Origin of the sequence: Rhizobium sp. BK491, assembly GCF_014194925.1 — a bacterium.
Taxonomy (GTDB): domain Bacteria; phylum Pseudomonadota; class Alphaproteobacteria; order Rhizobiales; family Rhizobiaceae; genus Rhizobium.
On sequence record NZ_JACIAR010000006.1, the window covers coordinates 113,808 to 136,473 of the forward strand.

Annotated in this window: 18 protein-coding genes; 13 read left to right on the forward strand and 5 right to left on the reverse strand. The window is 60.9% G+C overall.

Going from position 1 to position 22,666, the window contains the following annotated elements; genetic code table 11:
- Positions 1 to 32 precede the first annotated feature (32 nt).
- From FHX05_RS24490 to FHX05_RS24515, 6 genes are all read left to right on the forward strand, one after another.
- On the forward strand, positions 33 to 986 hold the full coding sequence (locus tag FHX05_RS24490; RefSeq protein WP_112606966.1) for a glutathione S-transferase family protein: 954 nt from the start codon (positions 33 to 35) through the stop codon (positions 984 to 986).
- Positions 987 to 1,049: 63 nt separating this feature from the next.
- Positions 1,050 to 2,468 (forward strand): pyridoxal-dependent decarboxylase, encoded by a 1,419-nt coding sequence (locus FHX05_RS24495; protein ID WP_183875075.1) that lies wholly within the window; start codon positions 1,050 to 1,052, stop codon positions 2,466 to 2,468.
- A 132-nt stretch (positions 2,469 to 2,600) separates the two neighbouring features.
- Positions 2,601 to 3,443 (forward strand): fumarylacetoacetate hydrolase family protein, encoded by an 843-nt coding sequence (locus FHX05_RS24500; RefSeq protein ID WP_183875077.1) that lies wholly within the window; start codon positions 2,601 to 2,603, stop codon positions 3,441 to 3,443.
- Positions 3,444 to 3,740: 297 nt separating this feature from the next.
- Positions 3,741 to 5,018, forward strand: a complete 1,278-nt coding sequence (phaZ, locus tag FHX05_RS24505; protein WP_183875079.1) for a polyhydroxyalkanoate depolymerase — start codon at positions 3,741 to 3,743, stop codon at positions 5,016 to 5,018.
- A 323-nt stretch (positions 5,019 to 5,341) separates the two neighbouring features.
- Entirely contained in the window at positions 5,342 to 5,782 is a 441-nt protein-coding gene (locus tag FHX05_RS24510) for a DUF2852 domain-containing protein (RefSeq protein WP_112410470.1), read from the forward strand.
- 191 nt (positions 5,783 to 5,973) lie between these two features.
- Positions 5,974 to 6,735, forward strand: a complete 762-nt coding sequence (locus FHX05_RS24515; RefSeq protein WP_112410469.1) for a SprT family zinc-dependent metalloprotease — start codon at positions 5,974 to 5,976, stop codon at positions 6,733 to 6,735.
- Between the two features lie 99 nt (positions 6,736 to 6,834).
- Here FHX05_RS24515 and FHX05_RS24520 read toward each other — a convergent pair whose 3' ends face one another.
- Positions 6,835 to 7,266, reverse strand: a complete 432-nt coding sequence (locus FHX05_RS24520) for a helix-turn-helix domain-containing protein (RefSeq protein WP_112606976.1) — start codon at positions 7,264 to 7,266, stop codon at positions 6,835 to 6,837.
- 89 nt (positions 7,267 to 7,355) lie between these two features.
- Between FHX05_RS24520 and FHX05_RS24525 the strand changes: the two genes are divergently transcribed.
- From FHX05_RS24525 to FHX05_RS24555, 7 genes are all read left to right on the forward strand, one after another.
- On the forward strand, positions 7,356 to 8,171 hold the full coding sequence (locus FHX05_RS24525; protein WP_183875081.1) for an oxidoreductase: 816 nt from the start codon (positions 7,356 to 7,358) through the stop codon (positions 8,169 to 8,171).
- Between the two features lie 70 nt (positions 8,172 to 8,241).
- Positions 8,242 to 9,243 carry an NADP-dependent oxidoreductase gene (locus FHX05_RS24530; RefSeq protein ID WP_183875083.1) on the forward strand — a complete coding sequence of 334 codons (1,002 nt, stop codon included), beginning with the start codon at positions 8,242 to 8,244 and terminating at the stop codon, positions 9,241 to 9,243.
- Positions 9,244 to 9,353: 110 nt separating this feature from the next.
- Positions 9,354 to 10,028: a phosphoribosylanthranilate isomerase gene (locus FHX05_RS24535; RefSeq protein ID WP_183875085.1), complete on the forward strand. Its 675-nt coding sequence runs from the start codon at positions 9,354 to 9,356 to the stop codon at positions 10,026 to 10,028.
- Positions 10,025 to 11,239: a tryptophan synthase subunit beta gene (gene trpB / locus FHX05_RS24540; protein WP_112338588.1), complete on the forward strand. Its 1,215-nt coding sequence runs from the start codon at positions 10,025 to 10,027 to the stop codon at positions 11,237 to 11,239. The genes FHX05_RS24535 and trpB overlap by 4 nt, the downstream gene beginning before the upstream one ends.
- A 10-nt stretch (positions 11,240 to 11,249) precedes the next feature.
- A complete protein-coding gene (trpA, locus tag FHX05_RS24545) occupies positions 11,250 to 12,089 on the forward strand; it encodes a tryptophan synthase subunit alpha (protein ID WP_112338587.1) in 840 nt (279 codons plus the stop codon).
- Positions 12,090 to 12,198: 109 nt separating this feature from the next.
- Positions 12,199 to 13,110, forward strand: a complete 912-nt coding sequence (gene accD, locus FHX05_RS24550) for an acetyl-CoA carboxylase, carboxyltransferase subunit beta (RefSeq protein ID WP_183875087.1) — start codon at positions 12,199 to 12,201, stop codon at positions 13,108 to 13,110.
- A gap of 32 nt (positions 13,111 to 13,142) precedes the next feature.
- Positions 13,143 to 14,495, forward strand: coding sequence for a folylpolyglutamate synthase/dihydrofolate synthase family protein (locus tag FHX05_RS24555; protein ID WP_246699071.1), 1,353 nt, complete (start codon positions 13,143 to 13,145; stop codon positions 14,493 to 14,495).
- Positions 14,496 to 14,744: 249 nt separating this feature from the next.
- Here the strand turns inward: FHX05_RS24555 and trxA are convergent, their stop codons facing one another.
- The 4 genes from trxA to FHX05_RS24575 form a co-directional block, all read right to left on the reverse strand.
- Positions 14,745 to 15,065, reverse strand: coding sequence for a thioredoxin (gene trxA, locus FHX05_RS24560; RefSeq protein ID WP_015338194.1), 321 nt, complete (start codon positions 15,063 to 15,065; stop codon positions 14,745 to 14,747).
- Positions 15,066 to 15,140: 75 nt separating this feature from the next.
- Complete coding sequence (gene addA / locus FHX05_RS24565; protein ID WP_183875089.1) at positions 15,141 to 18,707, reverse strand: double-strand break repair helicase AddA; 3,567 nt, start codon at positions 18,705 to 18,707, stop codon at positions 15,141 to 15,143.
- Entirely contained in the window at positions 18,700 to 21,891 is a 3,192-nt protein-coding gene (addB, locus tag FHX05_RS24570) for a double-strand break repair protein AddB (protein WP_183875091.1), read from the reverse strand. Before addB ends, addA begins: the two co-directional genes overlap by 8 nt.
- Before the next feature lie 4 nt (positions 21,892 to 21,895).
- The gene (locus tag FHX05_RS24575; protein ID WP_183875093.1) at positions 21,896 to 22,627 is read right to left on the reverse strand and encodes a nucleotidyltransferase family protein; all 732 of its coding nucleotides are present in this window, start codon (positions 22,625 to 22,627) and stop codon (positions 21,896 to 21,898) included.
- Between the last annotated feature and the right edge of the window lie 39 nt (positions 22,628 to 22,666).

Here is a 22,666-nt window from a genome sequence, read left to right on the forward strand (position 1 = left end):
CTATAGGAACGCGTGCGAGCGGAGACAGAGCCTTGCTGGTAAATGGAAAATGGACTGAGGATTGGCAGCCGGTCCAGGCCAAGGATGAGAAGGGCGGTTTCGTTCGCCAGATTTCGAGCTTCCGCAACTGGGTCACGCCCGATGGTCGTGCAGGACCGACGGGTGACGGCGGTTTCAAAGCAGAGGCCGGCCGCTATCATCTTTACGTCGCTCTGATCTGCCCCTGGGCTTCACGTACCCTGATTGGCCGCAAGCTGAAGGGTCTGGAAGAGGTCATTTCCGTTTCCATCGTCGAACCCGTGTTGTCCAAGCAGGGCTGGCAGTTTGGCGATTATCCCGGTGCGACGAACGATCCGATAAACGGCGCCAGCTACATGCATGAGATCTATACCAAGGCTGATCCGACGTTTACTGGCCGCGCCACCGTACCGGTCCTATGGGACAAGCAGAAGGGCACGATCGTCAACAACGAATCCTCCGATATTCTGCGCATGCTGAATGACGGCTTTGGCGATCTTGCCCGCAATGACATCGATCTCTATCCGGCCGGTAAGCGGGATGAAATCGACAGTTTCAATGCCCGGATCTATCCCGCTCTCAACAATGGCGTCTATCGCGCGGGCTTCGCCACGACGCAGATCGCCTATGAAGAAGCCTTCAACGAGGTCTTCGATTGCCTCGATCAGATCGAAACCGAGCTGGAGGGCAGGGATTTCCTCTTTGCCGCCAATCCGACGGAAAGCGATATCAGGCTCTTCGTCACCCTCGTCCGTTTCGACGTCGCCTATCACGGCCTGTTCAAATGCAATCTCCGCCGGTTGTCGGACTATGCCAACCTCCAGTCTTTCTGCCGCCGGATGTTCGATTGGCCAGGTGTTGCCGAAACCGTTGACTTCGATCATATCAAGCGCGGCTACTACTCGATTTCGACGCTCAATCCCACCGGCATCGTACCGCTAGGGCCCGCGCTGGACGAGCTGTTCTGATACTCGACCGAGTGGTCAAACCGGTCTAAGGTCCGCCCCGTCCGATGGAGCAGGAGGAGCGTCATGGATTGGGAGGAGTTCCGACAGTGGTCGGAGAAGGCGGCCAATTGGGGCGCGGATTATCGTGCGTCGCTTCGCGACAGGCCGGTCCGGGCGAAGATGGCGCCAGGCGAGATCGCGGCTCATATCGCCGATTCTCCACCGGAAACGGGCGAAGCCATGGAGGATATCTTCAAGGATTTTGAGGATATCCTGGTGCCTGGCATGACGCATTGGCAGCATCCGCGCTTTTTCGCCTATTTTCCTGCCAATGCCGCTCCCGTCTCGGTGGTTGCCGAATATCTGGTCAGCGCCATTGCCGCGCAATGTATGCTCTGGCAGACATCGCCTTCCGCGACCGAACTTGAAACGAAGGTCGTTGACTGGCTGCGCCAGGCGCTCGGCCTGCCGGAAAGCTTCACCGGCGTCATTCAGGATTCCGCCTCGACCGCGACCCTTGCGGCTGTGCTGGTCATGCGCGAAAGAGCGCTGGACTGGCAAGGCAACGAAAGCGGGCTTGCGGCCAACAAGGCAGTGCGCATCTATTCGACAGATCAGGTCCATACCTCCATCGACCGGGCCATCTGGATATCAGGTGTCGGCGAGGATAATCTGGTGCGCATCCCCACGGGCGGTCCCAACAAGGCCATGGATCCGAAAGCACTTGCCGAGGCGATCGAGCGTGACCGCGCGGCCGGGCTGCTGCCCGCCGGCGTCATTGCCTGCGTCGGTGGCACCAGCGTTGGCGCCTGCGACGATATCGCCGCCGTCGTTGAGGTCGCCCATGCGCATAGGCTATATGTCCATGTCGATGCCGCGTGGGCGGGCTCGGCGATGATCTGCCCGGAATTCCGCACTTTGTGGCAAGGCGTCGAACAGGCCGATTCCGTCGTCTTCAACCCGCATAAATGGCTTGGCGCGCAATTTGATTGCTCCGTACAGTTCGTTCGTGAGCCGGAGACGTTGGTCCGCACGCTGGCGATACAGCCCGAATATCTGCGCACGCACGGCCATGATGGCATCATCAATTACTCGGAATGGTCCGTGCCGCTCGGTCGCCGCTTCCGTGCGCTGAAGCTCTGGTTTTTGTTGCGCTATCACGGCCTGGAAGGATTGCGCACGATGATCCGCAACCATGTGTCCTGGTCGCAGAATCTGGCGGTGCGCCTAGCTGCAGAGGCTGATTTCAAGGTTGTCACCGAGCCGTTCCTGTCGCTGTTCTCCTTCGATCATAAGGCGCCCGCGGGGGTCGATCAGGAACAGCATACGCAGCGCCTGCTCAATGCCATCAACAATGACGGCCGCATCTATCTGACGCAGACCCGCGTCGGCGGCCGGCTGGTCATCCGCTTCCAGGCCGGTCAGTTCGAGGCGACGGCCGAAGACATCAATACGGCCTTTGACGTCATCGTCGAAATCGCCAGGTCATTATCCCCGAACTAGAAAAGCTGTTTTTCCAGCGCGGAGGGCCGAGCCATGCTAGGCTTTCGGAAATCGATTGATGACACTGGTGAATAACTCGTTCATATATGACGTCATCGATCTCGTCTTTGAAAATGCAGGGAAGGAAAATCCATGAAACTGTTGCGTGTTGGCGAAGTCGGCAAGGAAAAGCCGGCGCTTCTGGATAGCGACGGCAAGATCCGCGATCTCTCCGCCCATGTCGCCGATATCGGCGGCGAGGCGATTTCGCCGGCAGGTCTGGCAAAGATTGCGGCCCTCGATCCGAAGAGCCTGCCCGAGTTGCCGGAAGGGCGCCTCGGCGCCTGCGTCGCGGGCACCGGCAAGTTCATCTGCATCGGCCTGAACTTCTCCGATCACGCCGCCGAAACGGGAGCCACCGTACCGCCGGAGCCGATCATCTTCATGAAGGCAAGCTCTGCTATCGTCGGCCCGAACGACAATGTGCTGATCCCGCGCGGTTCTGAAAAGACCGACTGGGAAGTCGAGCTCGGCGTCGTCATCGGCAAGACGGCGAAATATGTCAGCGAAGCCGATGCGCTTGATTATGTTGCCGGTTACTGCGTTTCCCACGATGTCTCCGAGCGCGCCTTCCAGACCGAGCGTTCGGGACAGTGGACCAAGGGCAAGTCCTGCGACACCTTCGGCCCGATCGGCCCCTGGCTCGTCACCAAGGACGAGATTGCCGATCCGCAGAATCTCGGCATGTGGCTCAAGGTCAACGGCAAGATGATGCAGAATGGCTCGACCAGGACCATGGTCTATGGTGTCGCCTACCTCGTCTCCTATCTCAGCCAGTTCATGTCGCTGCACCCGGGTGATGTCATCTCCACTGGCACGCCTCCCGGCGTCGGCATGGGCATGAAGCCGCCGCAGTATTTGAAGCCGGGCGATGTCGTCGAGCTCGGCATGGAAGGCTTGGGCACGCAGCGCCAGACCTTCCTTGCCGACGCGTAAGGCGTGCGAGGCTCAGGAACTTTAACCTTTTGAGATCATTCTTGATGCCGGGGAAGCGATTCTCCGGCGTTTTTTATAGATAAGAACCAATTGTAGTTATGTTGCTCTGCAGCAAAAACTGCTAGGTTGGATCATAGGAAGGATGAAGATCGCGCCCGAGGAGCCATCATTATCCTGCTGCACAGCGCGACCGGAGGAGCGCCGCAGTGAAGGCAGCGACACGCAAGACGCGTGCGCTTCAATGATTTAGGTGATTTGCGCGGCCGGATGCCCCGCATCACGAAAGGTAAAGCCCCCATGTTTTATCAGTTTTATGAACTCAATCATGCCGCTCTCGCCCCTTTTCGCGCCGCGGCGGACATGATGCGCCTGGCCTATGCCAATCCCCTTAATCCCCTCTCTCATACCGTGTTCGGCCGCACCTTGACGGCGAGCCTCGAGGTTTTCGAGCGCACGACCCGGCGCTACGGCAAGCCGGAATTCGGTCTCAATGAGACGCAGATCGACGGCAGGACGGTTTCCGTGCACGAAAAGATCGTCTGGAAGAAGCCCTTCTGCAATCTCATCCATTTCGAGCGCAGCCTGCCCGCCGGCCATGGCGCCGATCCCCGCATTCTGATCGTCGCGCCGATGTCCGGCCACTATGCGACGCTGCTGCGCGGCACTGTGGAAGCCCTGGTGCCGGGTGCTGACGTCTACATCACCGACTGGATCGATGCGCGTATGGTGCCGATGACAGAGGGCACCTTCGATCTGGAGGATTATATCGATTACGTCATCGAGATGTTGCACCACCTCGGGCCGGATACGCATGTCGTCGCTGTTTGCCAGCCCTCGGTGCCGGTTCTGGCCGCAGCTGCCGTGATGGAAGCGGCGGGCGATCGCTTGGCGCCCTCATCCATGACGCTGATGGGGGGCCCGATCGATACCCGCATCAATCCGACTGCCGTCAACCAGCTCGCCAAGGAGAAGCCGCTGGAATGGTTTGCCGACAATGTCGTCATGAACGTGCCCTGGCCGCAGCCGGGTTTCATGCGGCCCGTCTATCCCGGCTTCCTGCAGCTTTCCGGTTTCATGTCGATGAACCTCGATCGGCACATGATCGCTCACAAGGACTTCTTCGTGCACCTCGTCAAGAATGACGGCGAGCCGGCCGAAAAGCACCGCGATTTCTATGACGAATATCTGGCCGTCATGGATCTGACGGCGGAGTTCTATCTGCAGACGGTCGATCAGGTCTTCATCAAACACGCGCTACCCAAGGGCGAGCTCATGCATCGCGGCGAGCGCGTCGATCCCTCCGCCATCCGCAACGTTGCGCTTCTGACCGTCGAAGGCGAAAACGACGATATTTCCGGCGTCGGCCAGACGCATGCGGCACAGACCATCTGTACCAATATCCCAGACCACATGCGCATGCACTATCTGCAGCCGGATGTCGGCCATTACGGCGTCTTCAACGGCTCGCGCTTCCGCCGCGAGATCGCGCCGCGCATCCTCGCCTTCACCCGCGAGCACGCCCGTACCGGTCGGTCGGTCGTCAAGCGCGTCATCAAGGGCGGAAAGTCCGCCTGAAAGTAAATAAAATCAGATAGATGGAGCAGTTCGGAGCGTTGTTAAACGGCTGAGTGGTTCCTGCCGTGCAAACTATTAGCTTTTGTTGAATTATCCGGGTTGATTCAAGTACTTGTCCGATTCCGCCTGGCGATCCCATTGAAGCCTCACGAAGAGGTTACCATCTCGATTGCAGCGGTACCGCAGAGATGATCGGGCCGTTTACCGCGCCGCGCGTCCTTGGAACGCGCTGAGATGCAGGTAGAGCTTTAAAAACCGCGCAGAAGCCTGACCATTGACCGGTATCGGTCGAGGGGCGATGCGCCGTGCGAGGATACCTGACAATGAATCAATCTGCATTGCTTCGCCCGGATTGGACTCCGGCTACTATTGCCCTGATGGTGCTTGGCTTCGTGGTCTTCTGGCCGCTGGGCTTCGCCATGCTCGCCTATATTCTCTTCGGAGAACGTTTGCGGGAATTCAAACGGGATGTGAACGAAAGGACTGACGGCATGTTTGCTGGCTGCGGACGTCATCGCAATCGTCATCGCCACTCTTTCTCCTCGACCGGCAACGTCGCCTTCGACGACTGGCGCCGGGCAGAGCTTGAGCGCCTCGAGCAGGAACGCCGCAAGCTGGATGAGATGCGCGCCGAATTCGACTCCTATGCCCGCGAACTGCGCCGTGCCAAGGACCAGGAAGAGTTCGACCGTTTCATGCGCGAGCGCAACAGCGTCAAGCGCAATGACAATGGCGGCTCGCCGACTGAATTCCAGACGCCGTGACGGAAGTTCCGTCACGAGGTCAAAACCGGCATCACCCGATGCCGGTTTTTCTTTGCCAGAATCCGCAAAGCAAGTCGCACAAAAGTGCGCAGCGGTTTTGCGATAACGATATGCGAAAATCGAGGACCAAAGCGCAAGGAGCAAATCTGAAAGATTGCGACGCGCTTTGGCGAATCATATAAAACTGCCTCATGTTTCCGCTGCTCTCCAGATCTCGCAAACAGCCGGCCAAGCCGCCCGCGCCGGAAACGCGCACCCTCGAGGTCGCCGGCCGGCTGATGCCGCTGACGATCCGCCAGCACGAGCGCGCAACGCGCATCACGCTCAGGATCGAGCCCGGCGGGCGGTCGCTGAAGATGACCATTCCACGTGGGTTGGCGGCACGCGAGGTCAATGCCTTCCTCGATCGGCATCAGGGTTGGCTACTGACGAAGCTCGCGAAATTTGCGGCCGATGGCAGCCTGCGCAGTGGCAGCGAAATCCTGCTGCGCGGTGTCCGTCATCGAATCGAGCATACCGGAACCCTGCGCGGCCTCACCGAAGCGATCGTGATTGAAGGCGTTCCAGTGCTGCGCGTCAGCGGCCTGCCGGAACATGCCGGCCGCCGCATCGCCACTTTCCTCAAGAAGGAGGCGCGCGCCGATCTGGAAAAGCTTGTCGCTGTCCACGCCAAATCCATCCGCGCCACCGTCACGTCAATTGCTATGAAGGATACTCGCAGCCGCTGGGGTTCCTGTTCCTCGCAAGGGAACCTGAGCTTCTCATGGCGCATTGTCATGGCGCCGCCGTTGGTCATCGATTACCTCGCCGCACATGAGGTCGCGCACTTGCGCGAGATGAACCATGGGCCTCGCTTCTGGGCGCTCTGCCGCAAGCTTTGCCCCGACATGGACGAGGCCAAGGCCTGGTTGAAGCGCCATGGCAGCCAGCTGCACGCGATCGATTTTGATTGAACATGCTGTTTGGGTCGATCGAAGGCGCTCAAACTCCGCTGTGAGCCGATAGCGGCATGTTACACGAGCAAGACCTCTGCTCCTCGCGCCCGGGACATTTCATTCCGGCACGGCAATGCGGATCCGGCGCGTTCCGATGGGAGCCCCCGTCGCACGGTCGATCGTGACGGCATCGATCTCTGTTCCAGTTTCAGCGTCAAAGAAACGGGTCACGCCGTCGCTTGGGCGATGCTTGCGCCCCCATGCCCCGATCGCAAACAGGACCGGCAGAAAATCCTGACCAGCCGCCGTCAGCACATATTCATCACGCGGAGGCCGCTCGGAGTAGCGGCGTTTCTCCAGCAGGCCATCTTCTGTGAGGGCGGATAGCCGAGCGGTCAGCATCGTCGGCGCGATGCCGAGACTCTTGCGAAACTCGTCAAAGCGCGTGAGCCCTGCATGGGCATCCCGCAAGATTAACATGCTCCACGCATCGCCCACCAATGCGAGGCTGCGGGCGATCAGACATGGCTGGTTCGAAAGATTCTTCATGTCGATATCTTTTTGATAGTGACTTACTACTAATTTGATAGTAACAGAATGTTCATCGATATTCCACGTGAAAATGAAAGCGAAGACCGATGAGTAAGACAGAACGCGGCGTCGCCCTGGTCACGGGCGCCTCTTCCGGTATAGGGCGAGTGACCGCGCAGGCGCTACTGCGCGAGGGATACAAAGTATTTGGAACCAGCCGGAAACCGTTGGCCGACGCTCCCGACGGCGTTTCGATGCTGGTCTGTGATGTCACGGACGATAAATCCGTGCAGGCGGCAGTCGATGATATAATGGTCCGCGCCGGAAGGATCGATCTGCTCGTCAACAATGCGGGAATTGGATTGCTTGGCGGCGCCGAGGAATCCTCCGTGGCACAGGCGAGGGCGCTTTTCGATGTCAATGTTTTCGGCGTTCTGCGCATGACGAACGCAATCCTGCCTGTAATGAGACGGCAGAGAAAAGGCAGGATCATCAATATCAGCTCCATCCTCGGGCTGATTCCTGCGCCCTACAATGCACTCTATGCATCGACCAAACATGCCCTAGAGGGATATTCCGAATCCCTCGACCATGAAGTCCGTACCCAAGGCATACGCGTCGTCCTCGTCGAACCAGGCGTTACCCGCACCGCCTTCGAAGAGAACATCACGCGGCCGGATCGACCGCTCTCTGCGTACGATAAAGCTCGCGCCGATGCGGAAAAGCTGATGCGTGAGATCGTCGAGAGAGGCGACGCGCCGGAGGTGGTCGCCGACATGGTGGTCAAAGCCGCCAACGCCGCATCGCCCAGGAGACGCTATACCGCAGGCAAGATAGCAAAGCAGGTTCACTTCATACGCCGTTTTCTGCCGGAAGCGTTCGTCGACAAAAACCTGCGCAAGTTCAACGGGCTTCCCGCCTGATAACCTCCATTGCCGATGCTACATCTTCGATGCCCGGCTATTTGCTACCCTGGAAACGGAAGTCAGTCCCATGAAAGCATTTCTGATCGATCGCTATGCGAAAGGTGGCGCTCTTCGGTTCGGTGAAAGCCCGGTGCCGGAGTTGCGAGAGAACGATGTGATGGTGGAGATACATGCCGCCAGCGTGAATCCTCTCGATGCCAAAATCAGAGATGGTGAGTTCAAGCTCATCCTGCCTTATCGCCTTCCGCTCATCCTCGGCAACGATGTCGCGGGCGTCGTCGTCCGGGTCGGCCCCAGTGTCCGTGGCTTCAAGCCGGGTGACGAAGTTTATGCGCGTCCGGGCCACGATCGCATCGGCACGTTCGCGGAGTTCATCGCGATGAACGAGGCTGACGTGGCGCTCAAGCCGCAGAACCTGACGATGGAAGAGGCGGCGTCGATGCCGCTCGTTGCGTTGACCGCCTGGCAGGCGCTTGTCGAGAAGGCAAAACTGAGGAAGGGGCAAAAGGTACTCATTCACGCGGGCTCGGGTGGGGTGGGAACGGTCGCCATCCAGCTCGCCAAATACCTTGGAGCGCATGTTGCGACGACAACGAGCACAGCCAATGTCGATCTCGTCAAAAGCCTCGGAGCCGACGCCGTCGTAGACTACAAAAAAGATGATTTCGAAAAGGTATTGCAGGGCTACGACGTCGTGCTGAACAGCCTTGGCAAGGATACACTGGAGAAATCGCTTCGTGTCCTGAAGCCGGGTGGGAAGCTCATATCGATTTCTGGTCCACCGGACGCGGCGTTTGCCAGGCAGAATGGTTCCGGATGGTTGTTTCAGTTGATCATGGGGCTGTTGAGCTTCGGCATTCGGAGAAAATCAAAACGTCGTGGCGTCAGCTATTCGTTCCTCTTCATGACCGCGAACGGCGGACAGCTCCGCAAGATCACCTCTTTGATAGAGGCAGGAGCCATAAGAGCGGTCGTCGATCGGGTCTTCCCGTTCCACAGCACGAATGAGGCGCTGGCATATGTCGACACCGGTCGCGCCAAAGGCAAGGTCGTAATCGCCGTAAAGTAACCGCAAACTGTTGTTTCAAGAGGTCATCGAGTGGGTCACGGGCCGAAAAACCACCCTTGACCCTCGCCTTTAGGCTCGACTCTTTCGAAATTTCGTGTCACTCCGCTGCCATGAACCCCGATGTCAAAATTTGCGGTCTGAAGACGCCGGAAGCGGTGGATCGTGCTCTTGAGCGCGGCGCCACCCATATCGGCTTCATCTTCTTTGAAAAGAGCCCGCGCTATATCGAGCCGGACCTCGCTGGCGCGCTCGCCGAGCGTGCCCGCGGCAAGGCAAAGGTCGTTGCCGTCACGGTCGATCCGACGAATGACGATCTCGACGAGATCATGGCGCTTGTGAAGCCCGATATGCTGCAGCTCCATGGCAATGAGAGCCCGGAACGCGTACTGACCATCAAGGCGGTCCATAACGTGCCGGTCATGAAGGCCATGTCGGTGCGCGATGCCGACGATCTGAGGCGGGTGGAATCCTATATCGGCATTGCCGACCGCTTCCTCTTCGACGCCAAGCCGCCGGCCGGCTCTGTGCTGCCGGGCGGAAACGGCGTATCCTTCGATTGGAGCCTGATGAGTTGGCTCGACGATCGGGTGGATTACATGCTGTCCGGCGGTGTCAACAAGGACAATGTCGCCGAGGCGCTGGCCTCCACCAAGGCCAGTGGCATCGATCTTTCCTCCGCGTTAGAAAGTGCGCCCGGCGTGAAGGATCTCGGCAAGATCGACCAGTTTTTCGACGCTTTTGCAGAAGCATGCCTGCCGGAACCGGCAGCAGGGAGTAGAAAGTGAACCAGACGCCTAAACTCAATTCCTTCCGCTCCGGCCCCGATGAGGATGGCCGTTTCGGCATTTACGGCGGTCGTTTCGTTGCTGAAACGCTCATGCCGCTGATCCTGGACCTGCAGGAGGAATGGGCGAAGGCGAAGGATGATCCGGCCTTTCAGGCGGAGCTGAAGTCTCTCGGCACGCATTATATCGGCCGTCCGAGCCCGCTTTACTTTGCCGAGCGCCTGACGGCTGAGCTTGGTGGCGCGAAGATCTACTTCAAGCGCGAAGAGCTGAACCATACCGGCTCGCACAAGATCAACAACTGCATTGGCCAGATCCTGCTCGCCAAGCGCATGGGCAAGACCCGCATCATCGCTGAAACCGGCGCCGGCCAGCACGGTGTCGCATCCGCGACCGTAGCCGCCCGTTTCGGCCTGCCTTGCGTCGTCTACATGGGCGCGACCGATGTCGAACGCCAGGCGCCGAACGTCTTCCGCATGAAGCTCTTGGGCGCCGAGGTCATCCCAGTGACGGCCGGCAGCGGCACGCTCAAGGACGCCATGAACGAAGCTCTTCGTGATTGGGTCACCAATGTCGAAGACACCTATTACCTGATCGGCACGGCCGCCGGCCCGCATCCCTATCCGGAAATGGTCCGGGATTTCCAGGCCGTAATCGGCACCGAAGCCCGCGCGCAGATCCTGGAGGCCGAAGGCCGCCTGCCGGATCTCGTCATTGCGGCCGTCGGCGGCGGCTCGAATGCCATCGGCATCTTCCATCCCTTCCTCGATGACGAGGGCGTCAAGATCGTCGGCGTGGAAGCCGGCGGCAAGGGTCTGCAGGGTGACGAGCATTGTGCCTCGATCACCGCCGGTTCGCCCGGCGTGCTGCACGGCAACCGCACCTATCTGCTGCAGGATGGCGACGGCCAGATCAAGGAAGGCCATTCCATCTCGGCCGGCCTCGACTATCCCGGCATCGGCCCGGAACATTCCTGGCTGAACGATATCGGCCGCGCCGAATATGTGCCGATCATGGACCACGAAGCGCTCGAAGCCTTCCAGACGCTGACGCGCCTTGAGGGCATCATCCCGGCGCTGGAGCCGAGCCATGCGCTCGCCGAAGTCATCAAGCGTGCCCCGAAGATGGGCAAGGACGAGATCATCCTGATGAACCTCTCCGGCCGCGGTGACAAGGATATCTTTACCGTCGGCAAGATTCTGGGAATGTGAGTTAGACGCCATGACCGCACGTATGGACAAACGCTTCGCCGCTTTGAAGGCTGAAGGCCGCCCGGCACTCGTCACCTATTTCATGGGCGGCGATCCCGATTACGAGACCTCGCTCGGCATCATGAAGGCGCTGCCGGAAGCCGGCGCCGACGTCATCGAGCTCGGCATGCCCTTTTCCGATCCCATGGCCGACGGCCCGGCGATACAGCTTGCCGGCCAGCGCGCCCTGAAGGCCGGCCAGACGCTGAAGAAGACGCTGCAGCTCGCTGCGGACTTCCGTAAGGTCGATGCCGATACGCCGATCGTCATGATGGGCTATTACAATCCGATCTATATCTACGGCGTCGAAAAGTTCCTCGACGATGCTCTGGCCGCCGGCATCGACGGCCTGATCGTCGTCGATCTGCCGCCGGAAATGGACGACGAGCTTTGCATCCCGGCGATCCGCAAGGGCATCAACTTCATTCGCCTGGCAACGCCGACCACCGATGACAAGCGCCTGCCGACGGTTCTGAAGAACACGACCGGCTTCGTCTACTACGTCTCGATGAACGGCATCACCGGTTCGGCATTGCCCGATCCGTCGCTGGTCTCGGGTGCCGTCGAGCGCATCAAGCAGCACACCGAGCTGCCGGTCTGCGTCGGCTTTGGCGTCAAGACGGCCGAACATGCCAAGCTGATCGGCGCCTCCGCCGATGGCGTCGTTGTAGGCACCGCGATCGTCAACCAGATCGCCACCAGCCTGACCAAGGACGGCAAGGCAACAGCAGACACCATCCAGGCTGTTGCCACCCTGGTGCGCGGCCTGTCGACAGGAACGCGTTCCGCCCGCCTTGTTGCCGCCGAATAGTTTTCCCATATAGGCCTCCCATCAATCCCCTGCGGATTGATGGAAAAGCCCTATGGGCATTTGGTGACGACTAGGATATCGATTAATTCGGTCGATTAGGAGTTTCGAATTGAACTGGATCACGAACTACGTCCGCCCGCGGATCAATTCCATGCTGGGCCGTCGCGAGGTTCCGGAGAATCTCTGGATCAAGTGCCCGGAAACGGGCGAGATGGTCTTCCACAAGGATCTGGAAGACAACAAGTGGGTCATCCCCGCATCCGGCTTCCATATGAAGATGCCGGCCAAGGCTCGCCTTGCTGATCTCTTCGACAACGGCGAATACGAAGCCCTGCTGCAGCCGAAGGTCGCGCAGGATCCGCTGAAGTTCCGGGATTCGAAGAAATATACCGACCGCCTGAAGGACAGCCGCTTGAAGACCGAGCAGGAGGATACGATCCTCTCCGGCGTCGGCAAAGTTCGCGGCCTGAAGCTCGTCGCCATCGTTCATGAGTTCAACTTCATCGGCGGCTCGCTCGGCATGGCGGCCGGCGAAGCTATCGTGAAGGCTTTCGAGCGTGCGATCGCCGAAAAATGCCCTGTCGTGATGTTCCCGGCTTCGGGCGGCGCCCGCATGCAGGAAGGCATTCTGTCGCTGATGCAGCTGCCGCGCACGACGGTTGCCGTCGACATGCTGAAGGAAGCAGGCCAGCCCTACGTCGTGGTTCTGACCAACCCGACGACCGGCGGCGTCACGGCCTCCTACGCGATGCTGGGCGACATTCATCTCGCGGAACCCGGCGCCGAAATCGGCTTTGCCGGCAAGCGCGTGATCGAGCAGACGCTGCGCGAAAAGCTTCCCGAAGGCTTCCAGACTTCGGAATACCTGCTGGAGCACGGCATGGTGGATATGGTGGTCAAGCGTCACGACATTCCTGACACCCTGGCGACGCTTCTGAAGATCCTGACCAAGGCGCCGGCAAACGACGTATCGGTCAAGAACAAGAATGGCGCAGCACTGGCGATAGCAGCGAGCGCCTGACATCATCGATTGCCGACGGGCGGAGGTGCGGGATGACGTCTATGGATCAGTCCGCAATGAGCGAGGCAGCACGCGAGATCGAGAAGCTCATGGGGTTGCACCCCAAGGGCTTCGATCTTTCTCTGGAGAGAATAACCCGGCTGCTCGACGCCCTCGGCAACCCTCATCAGAAATTGCCGCCGGTGATCCATGTCGCCGGCACCAACGGCAAGGGCTCCGTCACGGCCTTCTGCCGCGCGCTGCTCGAAGCCGGCGGCTATAGCGTGCACGTCCACACCTCGCCGCATCTCGTCAATTGGCATGAACGCTATCGCATCGGCGTCAAGGGCGGCCGCGGCAAGCTCGTCGACGATGCCGTGTTTGCCGATGCGCTGAAACGCATCGCCAAGGCCAATGGTGGGCAAAAAATCACCGTCTTCGAAATCCTGACGGCAGCGACCTTTCTCCTCTTTGCCGAACATCCGGCAGATGTTGCCGTCATCGAGGTTGGTCTTGGCGGCCGTTTCGATGCAACCAATGTCCTCTCCGATCCGGCGGTTTCGGTCATCATGCCGATTTCGCTCGATCACCAGCCCTACCTCGGCGACCGCGTCGAACTGATCGCTGCCGAAAAGGCCGGCATCATGAAGCCGGGCCACCCTGTCGTCATCGGCCATCAGGACTATGATGCAGCACTCGACGTGCTGATCTCAACGGCCGAGCGGCTTCGTTGTCCGACCGCCGTTTTCGGTCAGGATTTTTCCGCCCATGAGGAATACGGCAAGCTGGTCTACCAGGACGAGTTCGGCCTTGCCGACCTGCCGCTGCCGCGCCTGCCGGGCCGTCACCAACACGGCAATGCCGCCGCCGCCATCCGCGCCGTCAAGGCCGCTGGCTTCGTCGTGACCGAAGCGATGATGGAAAAGGCGATGACCTCGGTCGAATGGCCGGGCCGCCTGCAGCGACTGACGGAAGGTGAGCTGGTTGCGCATGTCCCGGAGCGCTCCGAGATCTGGGTCGATGGCGGCCACAATCCCGGCGCCGGCGAAGTCATCGCCGAGGCCATGGCGAATTTCGAGGAGCGCCAGCCGCGGCCTCTGTTTCTGATCATCGGCATGATCAATACCAAGGATCCGATCGGCTATTTCAAGGCCTTTGTCGGCCTGGCCGAAAAGGTTTATTGCGTGCCGATCCGAGGCAGCGAAGCCATGATCGATCCAGTTATCCTGGCGAATGCAGCCTATGATGCCGGCCTTATCGCCGAACCCATGTCCAGCGTCGTTGAGGCGCTGGATGCGATCAAGGGTGCGGCCGTGCCAAATTCGCCTCCCCCACGCATCCTGATCGGCGGCTCTCTCTATCTGGTCGGCGATGTCCTTGCCGACAACGGCACGCCGCCGCGGTGATTCTGGTCGGGTGGTCAACCACCCGCTCTCGTGCTTCGAGACGGCCTGGGCCTCCTCGGCATGAGGGCTGACCTTCGCGCCCAGCCGCTACGGGCTCATTTCTTCGTGGCCTCTGCGTTGCCATGGAGACGAGCCCACTCCATCCTCACCCCTGAGGTGCGAAGCTTCGAAGGCAAGCATGCCCCGCTCTCTCCGCACCAACAAAAAACCCCGCCGAAGCGGGGTCCTTGTTCCTACAATTGATACCGATCAGGCTGCGCTGGAGATCCAGTTCTGCAGGGCCGTCTTGGGAGCGGCGCCGACCTTGATGTCAGCGACTTCGCCGGCCTTGAACATGGCGAGCGTCGGGATCGAGCGAACGCCGAACTGGGCGGCCAGTTCCGGATTTTCGTCGATGTTGAGCTTGGCAACCTTGACCTTGCCTTCGAACTGCACGGCAAGCTCTTCCAGAGCCGGGGCGATCATCTTGCACGGACCGCACCATTCGGCCCAGAAATCAACGACGACAGGCTCTGCAGACTGCAGCACCTCGGTGGCGAAGTTGGAGGTATCGACTTTAACGGTAGCCATAGGCTGCTCCTTACCAGGATTTACGGGTTGCTAGATATGTGATGGTGCGGTGCCCATATTTCAATATCTGGTATTTCACTTTGTCTCGAGCTCCGCAAGCGCCAATGCAAGCGCCCTGTCTGACAGCGTGTAGATCGAGGCATTTTCGGTATAGACCAGCATGCAGTCGATGCGTTTCGCCGGATAGAGCGGCGAAAGAATTTCCCGATAGATGGCAAGCTGGGCTTTGTGCGCGAAGGGAATGCTGCTTTCCTCGCCGGGCGGCACGCGATTCGTCTTATAGTCGAGAATGACGACACGATCGTCTAGGTCAGCCAGCCGGTCGATGCGGCCGGAGACGGCATAGGACTGGTTGGCGAGCTTCAGCGTGCCCATGATCGACACTTCGGCCTGTGCATGGGTGCTGAAGGTGCCTTGCAGATCCGGATGCGACAGCAGCGCTATGACGGACTTCACCAGCGCCTCTTGCTCGGCCTGCGGCCAGAACCGCGCGGCCCGCTCGGCGTAGCGCCGGGCGGCATCGACCCGCTCTTCGGGCGCGATTTCAGGCAAGGTCTGCAGCATACGGTGGATGAAGCGACCCTTCTGCAAGGCGCGGTCGGATTTGGCTTTCTCGCCGAAAAGCGCCGAAGTCACCAGCAGATCGTCGGCCTCCTCATCGATGACGGTGCCGACGCCGGAGGGGCTCAGCGGCCGCGGCAAGCTTTTCTGCGGCGGCAATGGCCGGCTCAGACCTGCAGGCAAATCCGCCCGTTCCGAACGCCTTTCATGCTCTCTCGCGGCCTCGAATTCGAGCTGAACCTGGGCGACGCGCCAGCTTAACCCCTCCCAGTCGCCATCCGGGCCGGTGAAGGTCTTTTGTGTGCAGTGCAGCTCATCGCCGCGTAGGGCGGCTGAAATCATCGCATGCCAGGTATCGGCGTTCTCGCGGATGCCGCGGTAACCGCAGATGATCAGGCGGTCGGCGGCGCGCGTCATGCCGACGTAGAGCAGCCGTCGATATTCCTCCTCCGCCAGCGCCTGCAGCCGCGCCGTATCGGCCCGCGTCAGCGAATTGGCAAGTGCCGAGACCGGCACCCAGACCGGCAGCGGGATTTCGTCTCTGCCGGTTTCCATCAGCCGCATCTTCGGCAGATGTGTATGGGTTAAGGCCTTACCGCCGCCATCGACGAGAAAGACGATCGGCGCTTCCAACCCCTTCGAGGCGTGCACCGTCATGATCCGGACTTCGTTGCGGCCCTTGTCCTGCTCGCGCTTGACCGTCGGCGCTTCCAGTTCCAGCGTCGAGATGAAGGATTGCAGGCCGGGCAGGCCGCTTGTCTCGTGATCGAGCGTAAAGGTCAGGAATTCGTCGAGGATATCGCTGACCTCTGTGCCAAGCCGCGCCAGAAATTTCCGCCGGCCGCCAAAGCTGCCGAGCACGCGCGCATAGAAATCATGAACGGGAAGGTTCTTCGACAGAACAAGGAAGGTTCGCAGCCGCTCGACCGCCTGGCCGAAGCGGTCATGGTCGTCCGCGGCAAATCTCTGCAGGTGGCTCCAGACGCTTTCCTCGTCGTCGCGATAGGCGGCAACGGCAAAGACATCCTCTTCGCTTAAATCAAACAATGGGCTCTTCAGTAGCGCACAGAGCGAAAGATCGTCTTCCGGCAGCAACAGGAAGCGGCCGAGCGCGAGAAGATCCTGAATGGCGATATGGCTCGTCAACACCAGGCGATCGGCGCCGGCGACGGGAATATTGCCACGTCGTTTGAGGGCGCGGGTCAGAGCATTGACGAAGCTGTCGCGCTTGCGCACCAGCACGAGAATGTCGCCAGCCTCGATGAAACGGGCTTTACCCTTCTCGATGATCGTTTCCCGACCGACAAGATTGCCGATCGTATGCGCCATCCGTCGCGCCAAGATGGCGGCCGGCGCGCTTTCCGGTGTCGAATCAAAAGGTGCCGTCCAGTCTTCTTCCTTGGCGGCCGGCTCCGGTGCAATCATCTCCCAAAGATCGACGGCGCCGGGATGGCCGATGCGGCTGGAGCGATGCACCACCGGCTCGTTGAGGGCGCTGAGTCCTCGGGCATTCTCCGGGCTGGTGAAGACATGGTCGACGGCGCCGAGCACATCAGCAGTCGAGCGGAAGGATAGCGGCAAGCGAATCGACGAGAATTGCAGGCCGCTCGCCGCCACGCGCCGCCGCGTGCGATCGCTTTCCTCGGAAAAGCGTTCGGGACGAGCGCCCTGGAACGAATAGATCGATTGCTTCTCGTCGCCGACGGCAAAGATCGTGCGCTGCGTCGGCCGGGCGCTGTCCCCGGAGAAGAAATCCTCGGCCAGCGATTGGATGACGCTCCATTGGATCGGGCTCGTATCCTGCGCCTCGTCCACGAGAATGTGGTCGATGCCCTGATCCAGCTTGTAGTGAATCCAGGGGCCGACATCCTTCTTGGTCAAGAGATCGGCCGTGCGGGTGATGAGGTCTTCGAAATCGAGCTGGCTGCGCCGCTTCTTTAGTTCCTCATAGTCGCGGTTCAAGCGATCGGCGAGAATGAGGGCCGCATGGGTGGCGCGATACATCCGCATCAGCCTCAGCCGGTCACGGCAGGCAACGACATGGGCGCGTGCTTCAGCGACGGCATCCGCGAGTGCCGGCGCATCCGCAAGCATCGCCTTGACGAAGAATTGGCTGTCCGACTTCGGTTCGCCCTTCGCGGTTAGCATGGCCTTTTCGAGGATTTCGGCGCGCGCGATCGGATCTGCCTCGCGCTTGGCAAGGCGCAGTGCGTAGGCCATTTCCTGCGCCTTGGCGCCGCCCTTCTCGTCTGCGAGTCTGAGGTAAAGCTCCAGCGTCGCGCCTGAGAGGCCCGGCAACGGACAGTATTGCTCGGCAATGCTTCTTTCCGTTTCGCCGGGCGAAAGGCCAAGCCGGGCAAGCAGTGCTGCTTCGATGCCGCCTTTGCGCTCGGCCGCTTCGGTGAAGCGGCGGATAGCATTGCGATTGGCGACGATATCACCCAGTAGGGTCTCAAGGCCGGATTCATCGCCGAGATCGAGCACATAGTCGAAAGCTCGCGCCAGTTCGGCATCACCATGCGGCGTCGTTGCCGTCAGCAACGCGCGGCGTGCATCGTCGAGCAGAACTTCGGCGGCTCGATCATCGAGAACGGAGAAATGGCCGGCAACATTGGCCTCGAGCGGGAATTGGTGCAGCAAGGCTTCGCAGAAGGCATGGATGGTCTGGATCTTCAATCCGCCGGGCGTTTCCAGCGCCTTGGCAAAGAGACGGCGTGCCTCGGCGAGCTTGAAGAGATCGGGCTCCTTGCCTTCGATATCGGCGATGCGTTTCTTCAGCTCCTCGTCCGGCATCGTCGCCCAGGCGGCAAGCCGATCGAAGACACGGTTCGACATTTCGGACGCTGCGGCCTTGGTATAGGTCAGGCAAAGGATGGCCGAGGGCCGCGCGCCGGAAAGAAGCAGGCGGATGACACGCTGGGTCAGCACATGCGTCTTGCCCGATCCGGCATTGGCCGAGACCCAGGCCGAGCGTTCGGGGTCCGACGCGATCGACTGCTGGATGGTCGTCCAGCTGATCCAGACGCCTGGATCGTCGCTCTCGGGCAGGATGGCGATATCGTCGGCGGGAAAATCACTCATCGCCGCCGCCTTCCTGCTCGGTCTCGGCCGTCGACCATTCCGAAACGCGGGCGAGATGATCGTAATCGCCGCCATACTCGAACTGCTGCGCCGGGATCAGGCGCGAGGAAAAACCCTTCTCGCCCGACTGCAGTAACGAGACGAATTTCACCAGCTGGTCCATCGATTCCTGCGCCAGATCCATAGCCGACTTCGTTTCCGTCTTGCCGCCGCGGCTGGAGTGCTCGTTGTTGACCTGGTCGACCTTGAAGCGATCGCCGGGCCGCAGCCGGACATAAAACAGGTTTTCGGGGATCAGTGCACCGATGTTGCGGAACGCGCCGGCCTTCAGCGCATAGGCTTCCAACGCCAGCTGTGGATCGAGCAGCGCGCGCGCCTGTGGCGGAGAGGGATTGTAGCCGGTCTTGTAGTCAATGAGATCCGCGCCCTTGTCGCTCTTGATGTCGATGCGGTCGGCAACGCCCGTGAGCCGAATGCCGATCGGCTCGATCTCGACGCCGGCGGGCACTTCCGTCGCCGTTTTGCGAACCGTCGGCCGCCGTTCAGCTTCCCAGGCAAGGAAGGCGCGCGCCACTTCGCGGAACCGCGGCCGCCAGACGCTGTCGATATGAACAGGCAGCCTTTCGGCATCGAAAAGCTCCGCGATGATCCGATCCATGGCCAGCGCCGCATCGGGCGTGCCGGCCACATGCCCTTCTCGGACGAAGCGGTCGATGATCTTGTGGTAGAGCGTGCCGCGTTCGGCCGGGCCGGGATCGCGGTTGAACGGATCGACCGGATCGAGTCGCAGCACGCGCCGGGCATAGATCGAGTACGGATCGCGGCGCAGCCGCCCCACCTCGCTGAAGGAATAGCTCTTCGGCTGCAGCTCTGCAGGCGGCTTTGGTGCCGGGCGCAGCGCCGGGGCCTGATTTTCGCCCTCGTCGATCATCGCAGCCCAATGGCGATACTGGTCGCCACGGGCCTTCATCGCGTCTTCCAGCTCCTTGCCGACGAGCGCGATCAGCCGCTGCAGCCAGCGCGACGCGACCGTCGGCGTTGATCCCTGACGCAGCGCACGGGAATAGATGAGGTCGCGCGTGCCGTTCGCCATTTCGAAGTCATGCGCGAGCTGGCCGATACGGCGCTCCGGTGGTTCCAGGCCGATCTCGGTCTTCATGCTGCGGGAAATGAAGGGGTTGTTGGCCGTCTGCCCCGGCCAGGACCCTTCGTTCAACCCGCCGAGGATCAGCGTGTCGACGCTCTGCAGGCGCGCTTCCAGCGTACCGAAGATGAAGAGGCGGGGATGGCTGAGTGCGCGGGGCTTTACCGCCTGCCCCACGCAGAGCGCGGCCATGATATCGATCCACTGCACACCGTCGGCCTCCAGCTGGCCATCGGTTTCGATGACATCGCGAAGGAGGCCGGCAAGGGTGTCCCCCGCCTCGCCGGACCAGAGGCCTGCGAGGCTGCCGCGCTCGTCGACGGCCGCGGCTTCCAGGGCGCGGCCGGTACGCTCCGCCCAATCCGAAAGTGTGAGGAGACCCTCTGATGCGGGTAGGGAAAGCGCCGATATCAGCGGTTCGCATGCCGCAGCCACTCGCTGGGCAAGCGCGCGTGCATGCTCGATCGCCTCACGCGGCAGCGCTTTGCGCCATTGCGGGGCGTAACGGTCATTGGCTTGTTCCGCCATGCGGTCGTCCAGCAGGGCCTCCAGACTGCCGATGTCGATGGTGTCGACGCCGCCCCTGAGCGCCAGGATCTCCAGCGCATCGACGCCTGGCTGGTGCGTCTCCGCAGGCAGGCCGAACAAGGCAAGAGGATGTTTCAGCAGCGCGACGACGGCGACGGGATCGCCAGGGCGAAGCGATGCTTCCAGCAGCAATTGCAGCAACGTGCCCTGAGGCGTGGCGTTCAGCGGCGTACCGGCGGAATCGTCCGCGGTGATGCCGAAGCGGGCAAGCTCGGCTGTTACCCGTCGGGCGAGATTGCGGTCGGGGGTAATCAAAGCCGCCTGGCTTTCACCACCGTTGCGCCCCGGTTTCTCCAGCGCCAGCCGTAAGGCGATGGCGATCGCGGTCGCCTCCTCGCGTTCGTTGGCGGCTTCGATGAGGGCGACGTCGGCAAATGCGCCCAAGATCGCATCGGGAGCGAGTGTGTTGCGCCAGCTTCCCCAGCCGCTCGTCGCCTTGGCCGGCGCCAGCGCGCGCGATAGGATCTGCGCCCGCATCTGCATGGTTTCAGCTGCATCCGCGATGGGTTCGACATCGCGCCGCGTGACCTGCAACCGTTTCAGCAGCAGCGAGAGACCATATTGCGGATGGCTGCGCGTGGTCGGATCAGCTCTTTCGCCGATGGATGTCTCTGGCGCCACAAGCTGCCAATCCTCTTCCGGCATCGCAAGATCGAGTCCGGGCAGCACGATCACGCCTTGCGGCAAGGCAGCGACCGCTGCAATCAATTCCGCTGTTGCCGGCACTGAGCCCGTCGAGCCTGCTATGATAACCGGCCCGGGATGCCGCATGTTGGAGATGCGCTGCGCCTCGGCGCGCAGGATGGCATTGCGGTTGCGGGCGGGCGAGGACTTTCCGAGTTCTTCAAGACGCGCCGGCCAGAAGTCGCTGGCGATCGCCAGGAATTCGGCCGTCAGCTGCCACCAGAGCGCATGATCCTCCGCGCTGAGAGTGGCAAGCTCGCTCCATTCCCTGTCCTCGGTTTCCAGCGAATCGATGAGTTCGGCGAGATTACGTGCGAGCCAAATGGCATCAGCCGGACTTGCCGGCGCCACCAGCGGCGAATCGGAGTGAATATCGCGCACGATCTGCGGCAGCTTGTTGCGCCAGGCAAGGATCAGCCGTGCCAGTTCCAAGAGCCGCGCCGTATTAGCAAGCGGCTGCGCCAGATCGGCCGTTTCCGGCAGGGTTTCTTCGAAATAGCCGCTATCATCGTCGGTTTCGCCGAGCGGGCGGATGACGGGCAGAATGGCGGAGCGGCCGCCGAGCAGATCGACGAATTCCGAGCGCAGCACGCGCGCCGCGCGCCGCGTCGGCAGAAAGATGCTGACCTTGGCGAGTGACAGCGGGTCCGCCGGATCGTGACGGAAATGCTCGGTCAGCCGGCCATCGCAGAGCGCTGTCGCAAGCGTTTTCAGGAAGGGCAGGCCTGCCGGAATAGTCAGAATGCGCTGCCGGTGTCCGCCTGCCATAGGCTCACGCAAACGCCCGGAAATTCCGGATCGTTTCCTCCGCTTCCCCGACCGCCTCCGGCGTGCCGACAGTCAGCCAGTGGCCGTCGAGCATCGTGCCATAGAGCCGGCCGCGCTCGATGGCCTTGTCGAAGTAGATATTGATGTTGAAGGCATCATCAGGCGCATCATCGAGGAAGGATGGCTTCATGGCGAAGACACCGGCATAGACGACACCGTTATATGGGTTGTCGCGATAGCGTGTGAGCCGACCATCGTCAGCCATGCTGAAGTCATTCTTGCCGTTGTGGCCCGTGGTCCGCTCTAGCTCGACGCAGAGCATGGCCATGTCCATACGCCGTTCGTCGAAGAATCCGGCTAAATGATCGAGATTGCTCGGATGGTCGGGCTTCTCGCCGATCCAGAACAGATCGGCATTCATGACGAACACCGGAGCGCGGCTCAGAAGTTTCAAGCCCTTAACGAGGCCGCCGCCATTGTTCATCAGCGCGTCCCGCTCGTCGGAGATCAGGATTTCAAGGCCGCGATAGGCGCTCAGATGCGCTTCCATCTGGTCGGCATGATGATGGACGTTGACGACGGCCCGCTCCACACCTGCCTGCACCAACGCATCCAGTGTATAGTCGATCATCGCCTTGCCGGCGATCTTCACCAGCGGCTTCGGGATAGTGTCGGTGATCGGCCGCATGCGGGTTCCGAGCCCCGCCGCCAATACCATGGCTTGCTTGATGGTCATCTGGTCTCGAACTTTCGATTCGCTATCAGTTTTCCTTAG

Coding starts and splice junctions, on each gene's coding strand:
- FHX05_RS24575 (WP_183875093.1), bottom strand. CDS start 22,627: ATGACCATCAAGCAAGCCATGGTATTGGCGGCGGGGCTCGGAACCCGC.
- trpA (WP_112338587.1), top strand. CDS start 11,250: ATGACCGCACGTATGGACAAACGCTTCGCCGCTTTGAAGGCTGAAGGC.
- FHX05_RS24555 (WP_246699071.1), top strand. CDS start 13,143: ATGACGTCTATGGATCAGTCCGCAATGAGCGAGGCAGCACGCGAGATC.
- FHX05_RS24530 (WP_183875083.1), top strand. CDS start 8,242: ATGAAAGCATTTCTGATCGATCGCTATGCGAAAGGTGGCGCTCTTCGG.
- phaZ (WP_183875079.1), top strand. CDS start 3,741: ATGTTTTATCAGTTTTATGAACTCAATCATGCCGCTCTCGCCCCTTTT.
- FHX05_RS24535 (WP_183875085.1), top strand. CDS start 9,354: ATGAACCCCGATGTCAAAATTTGCGGTCTGAAGACGCCGGAAGCGGTG.
- FHX05_RS24500 (WP_183875077.1), top strand. CDS start 2,601: ATGAAACTGTTGCGTGTTGGCGAAGTCGGCAAGGAAAAGCCGGCGCTT.
- FHX05_RS24525 (WP_183875081.1), top strand. CDS start 7,356: ATGAGTAAGACAGAACGCGGCGTCGCCCTGGTCACGGGCGCCTCTTCC.
- FHX05_RS24520 (WP_112606976.1), bottom strand. CDS start 7,266: ATGAAGAATCTTTCGAACCAGCCATGTCTGATCGCCCGCAGCCTCGCA.
- FHX05_RS24495 (WP_183875075.1), top strand. CDS start 1,050: ATGGATTGGGAGGAGTTCCGACAGTGGTCGGAGAAGGCGGCCAATTGG.
- FHX05_RS24510 (WP_112410470.1), top strand. CDS start 5,342: ATGAATCAATCTGCATTGCTTCGCCCGGATTGGACTCCGGCTACTATT.
- trxA (WP_015338194.1), bottom strand. CDS start 15,065: ATGGCTACCGTTAAAGTCGATACCTCCAACTTCGCCACCGAGGTGCTG.
- addA (WP_183875089.1), bottom strand. CDS start 18,707: ATGAGTGATTTTCCCGCCGACGATATCGCCATCCTGCCCGAGAGCGAC.
- addB (WP_183875091.1), bottom strand. CDS start 21,891: ATGGCAGGCGGACACCGGCAGCGCATTCTGACTATTCCGGCAGGCCTG.
- FHX05_RS24515 (WP_112410469.1), top strand. CDS start 5,974: ATGTTTCCGCTGCTCTCCAGATCTCGCAAACAGCCGGCCAAGCCGCCC.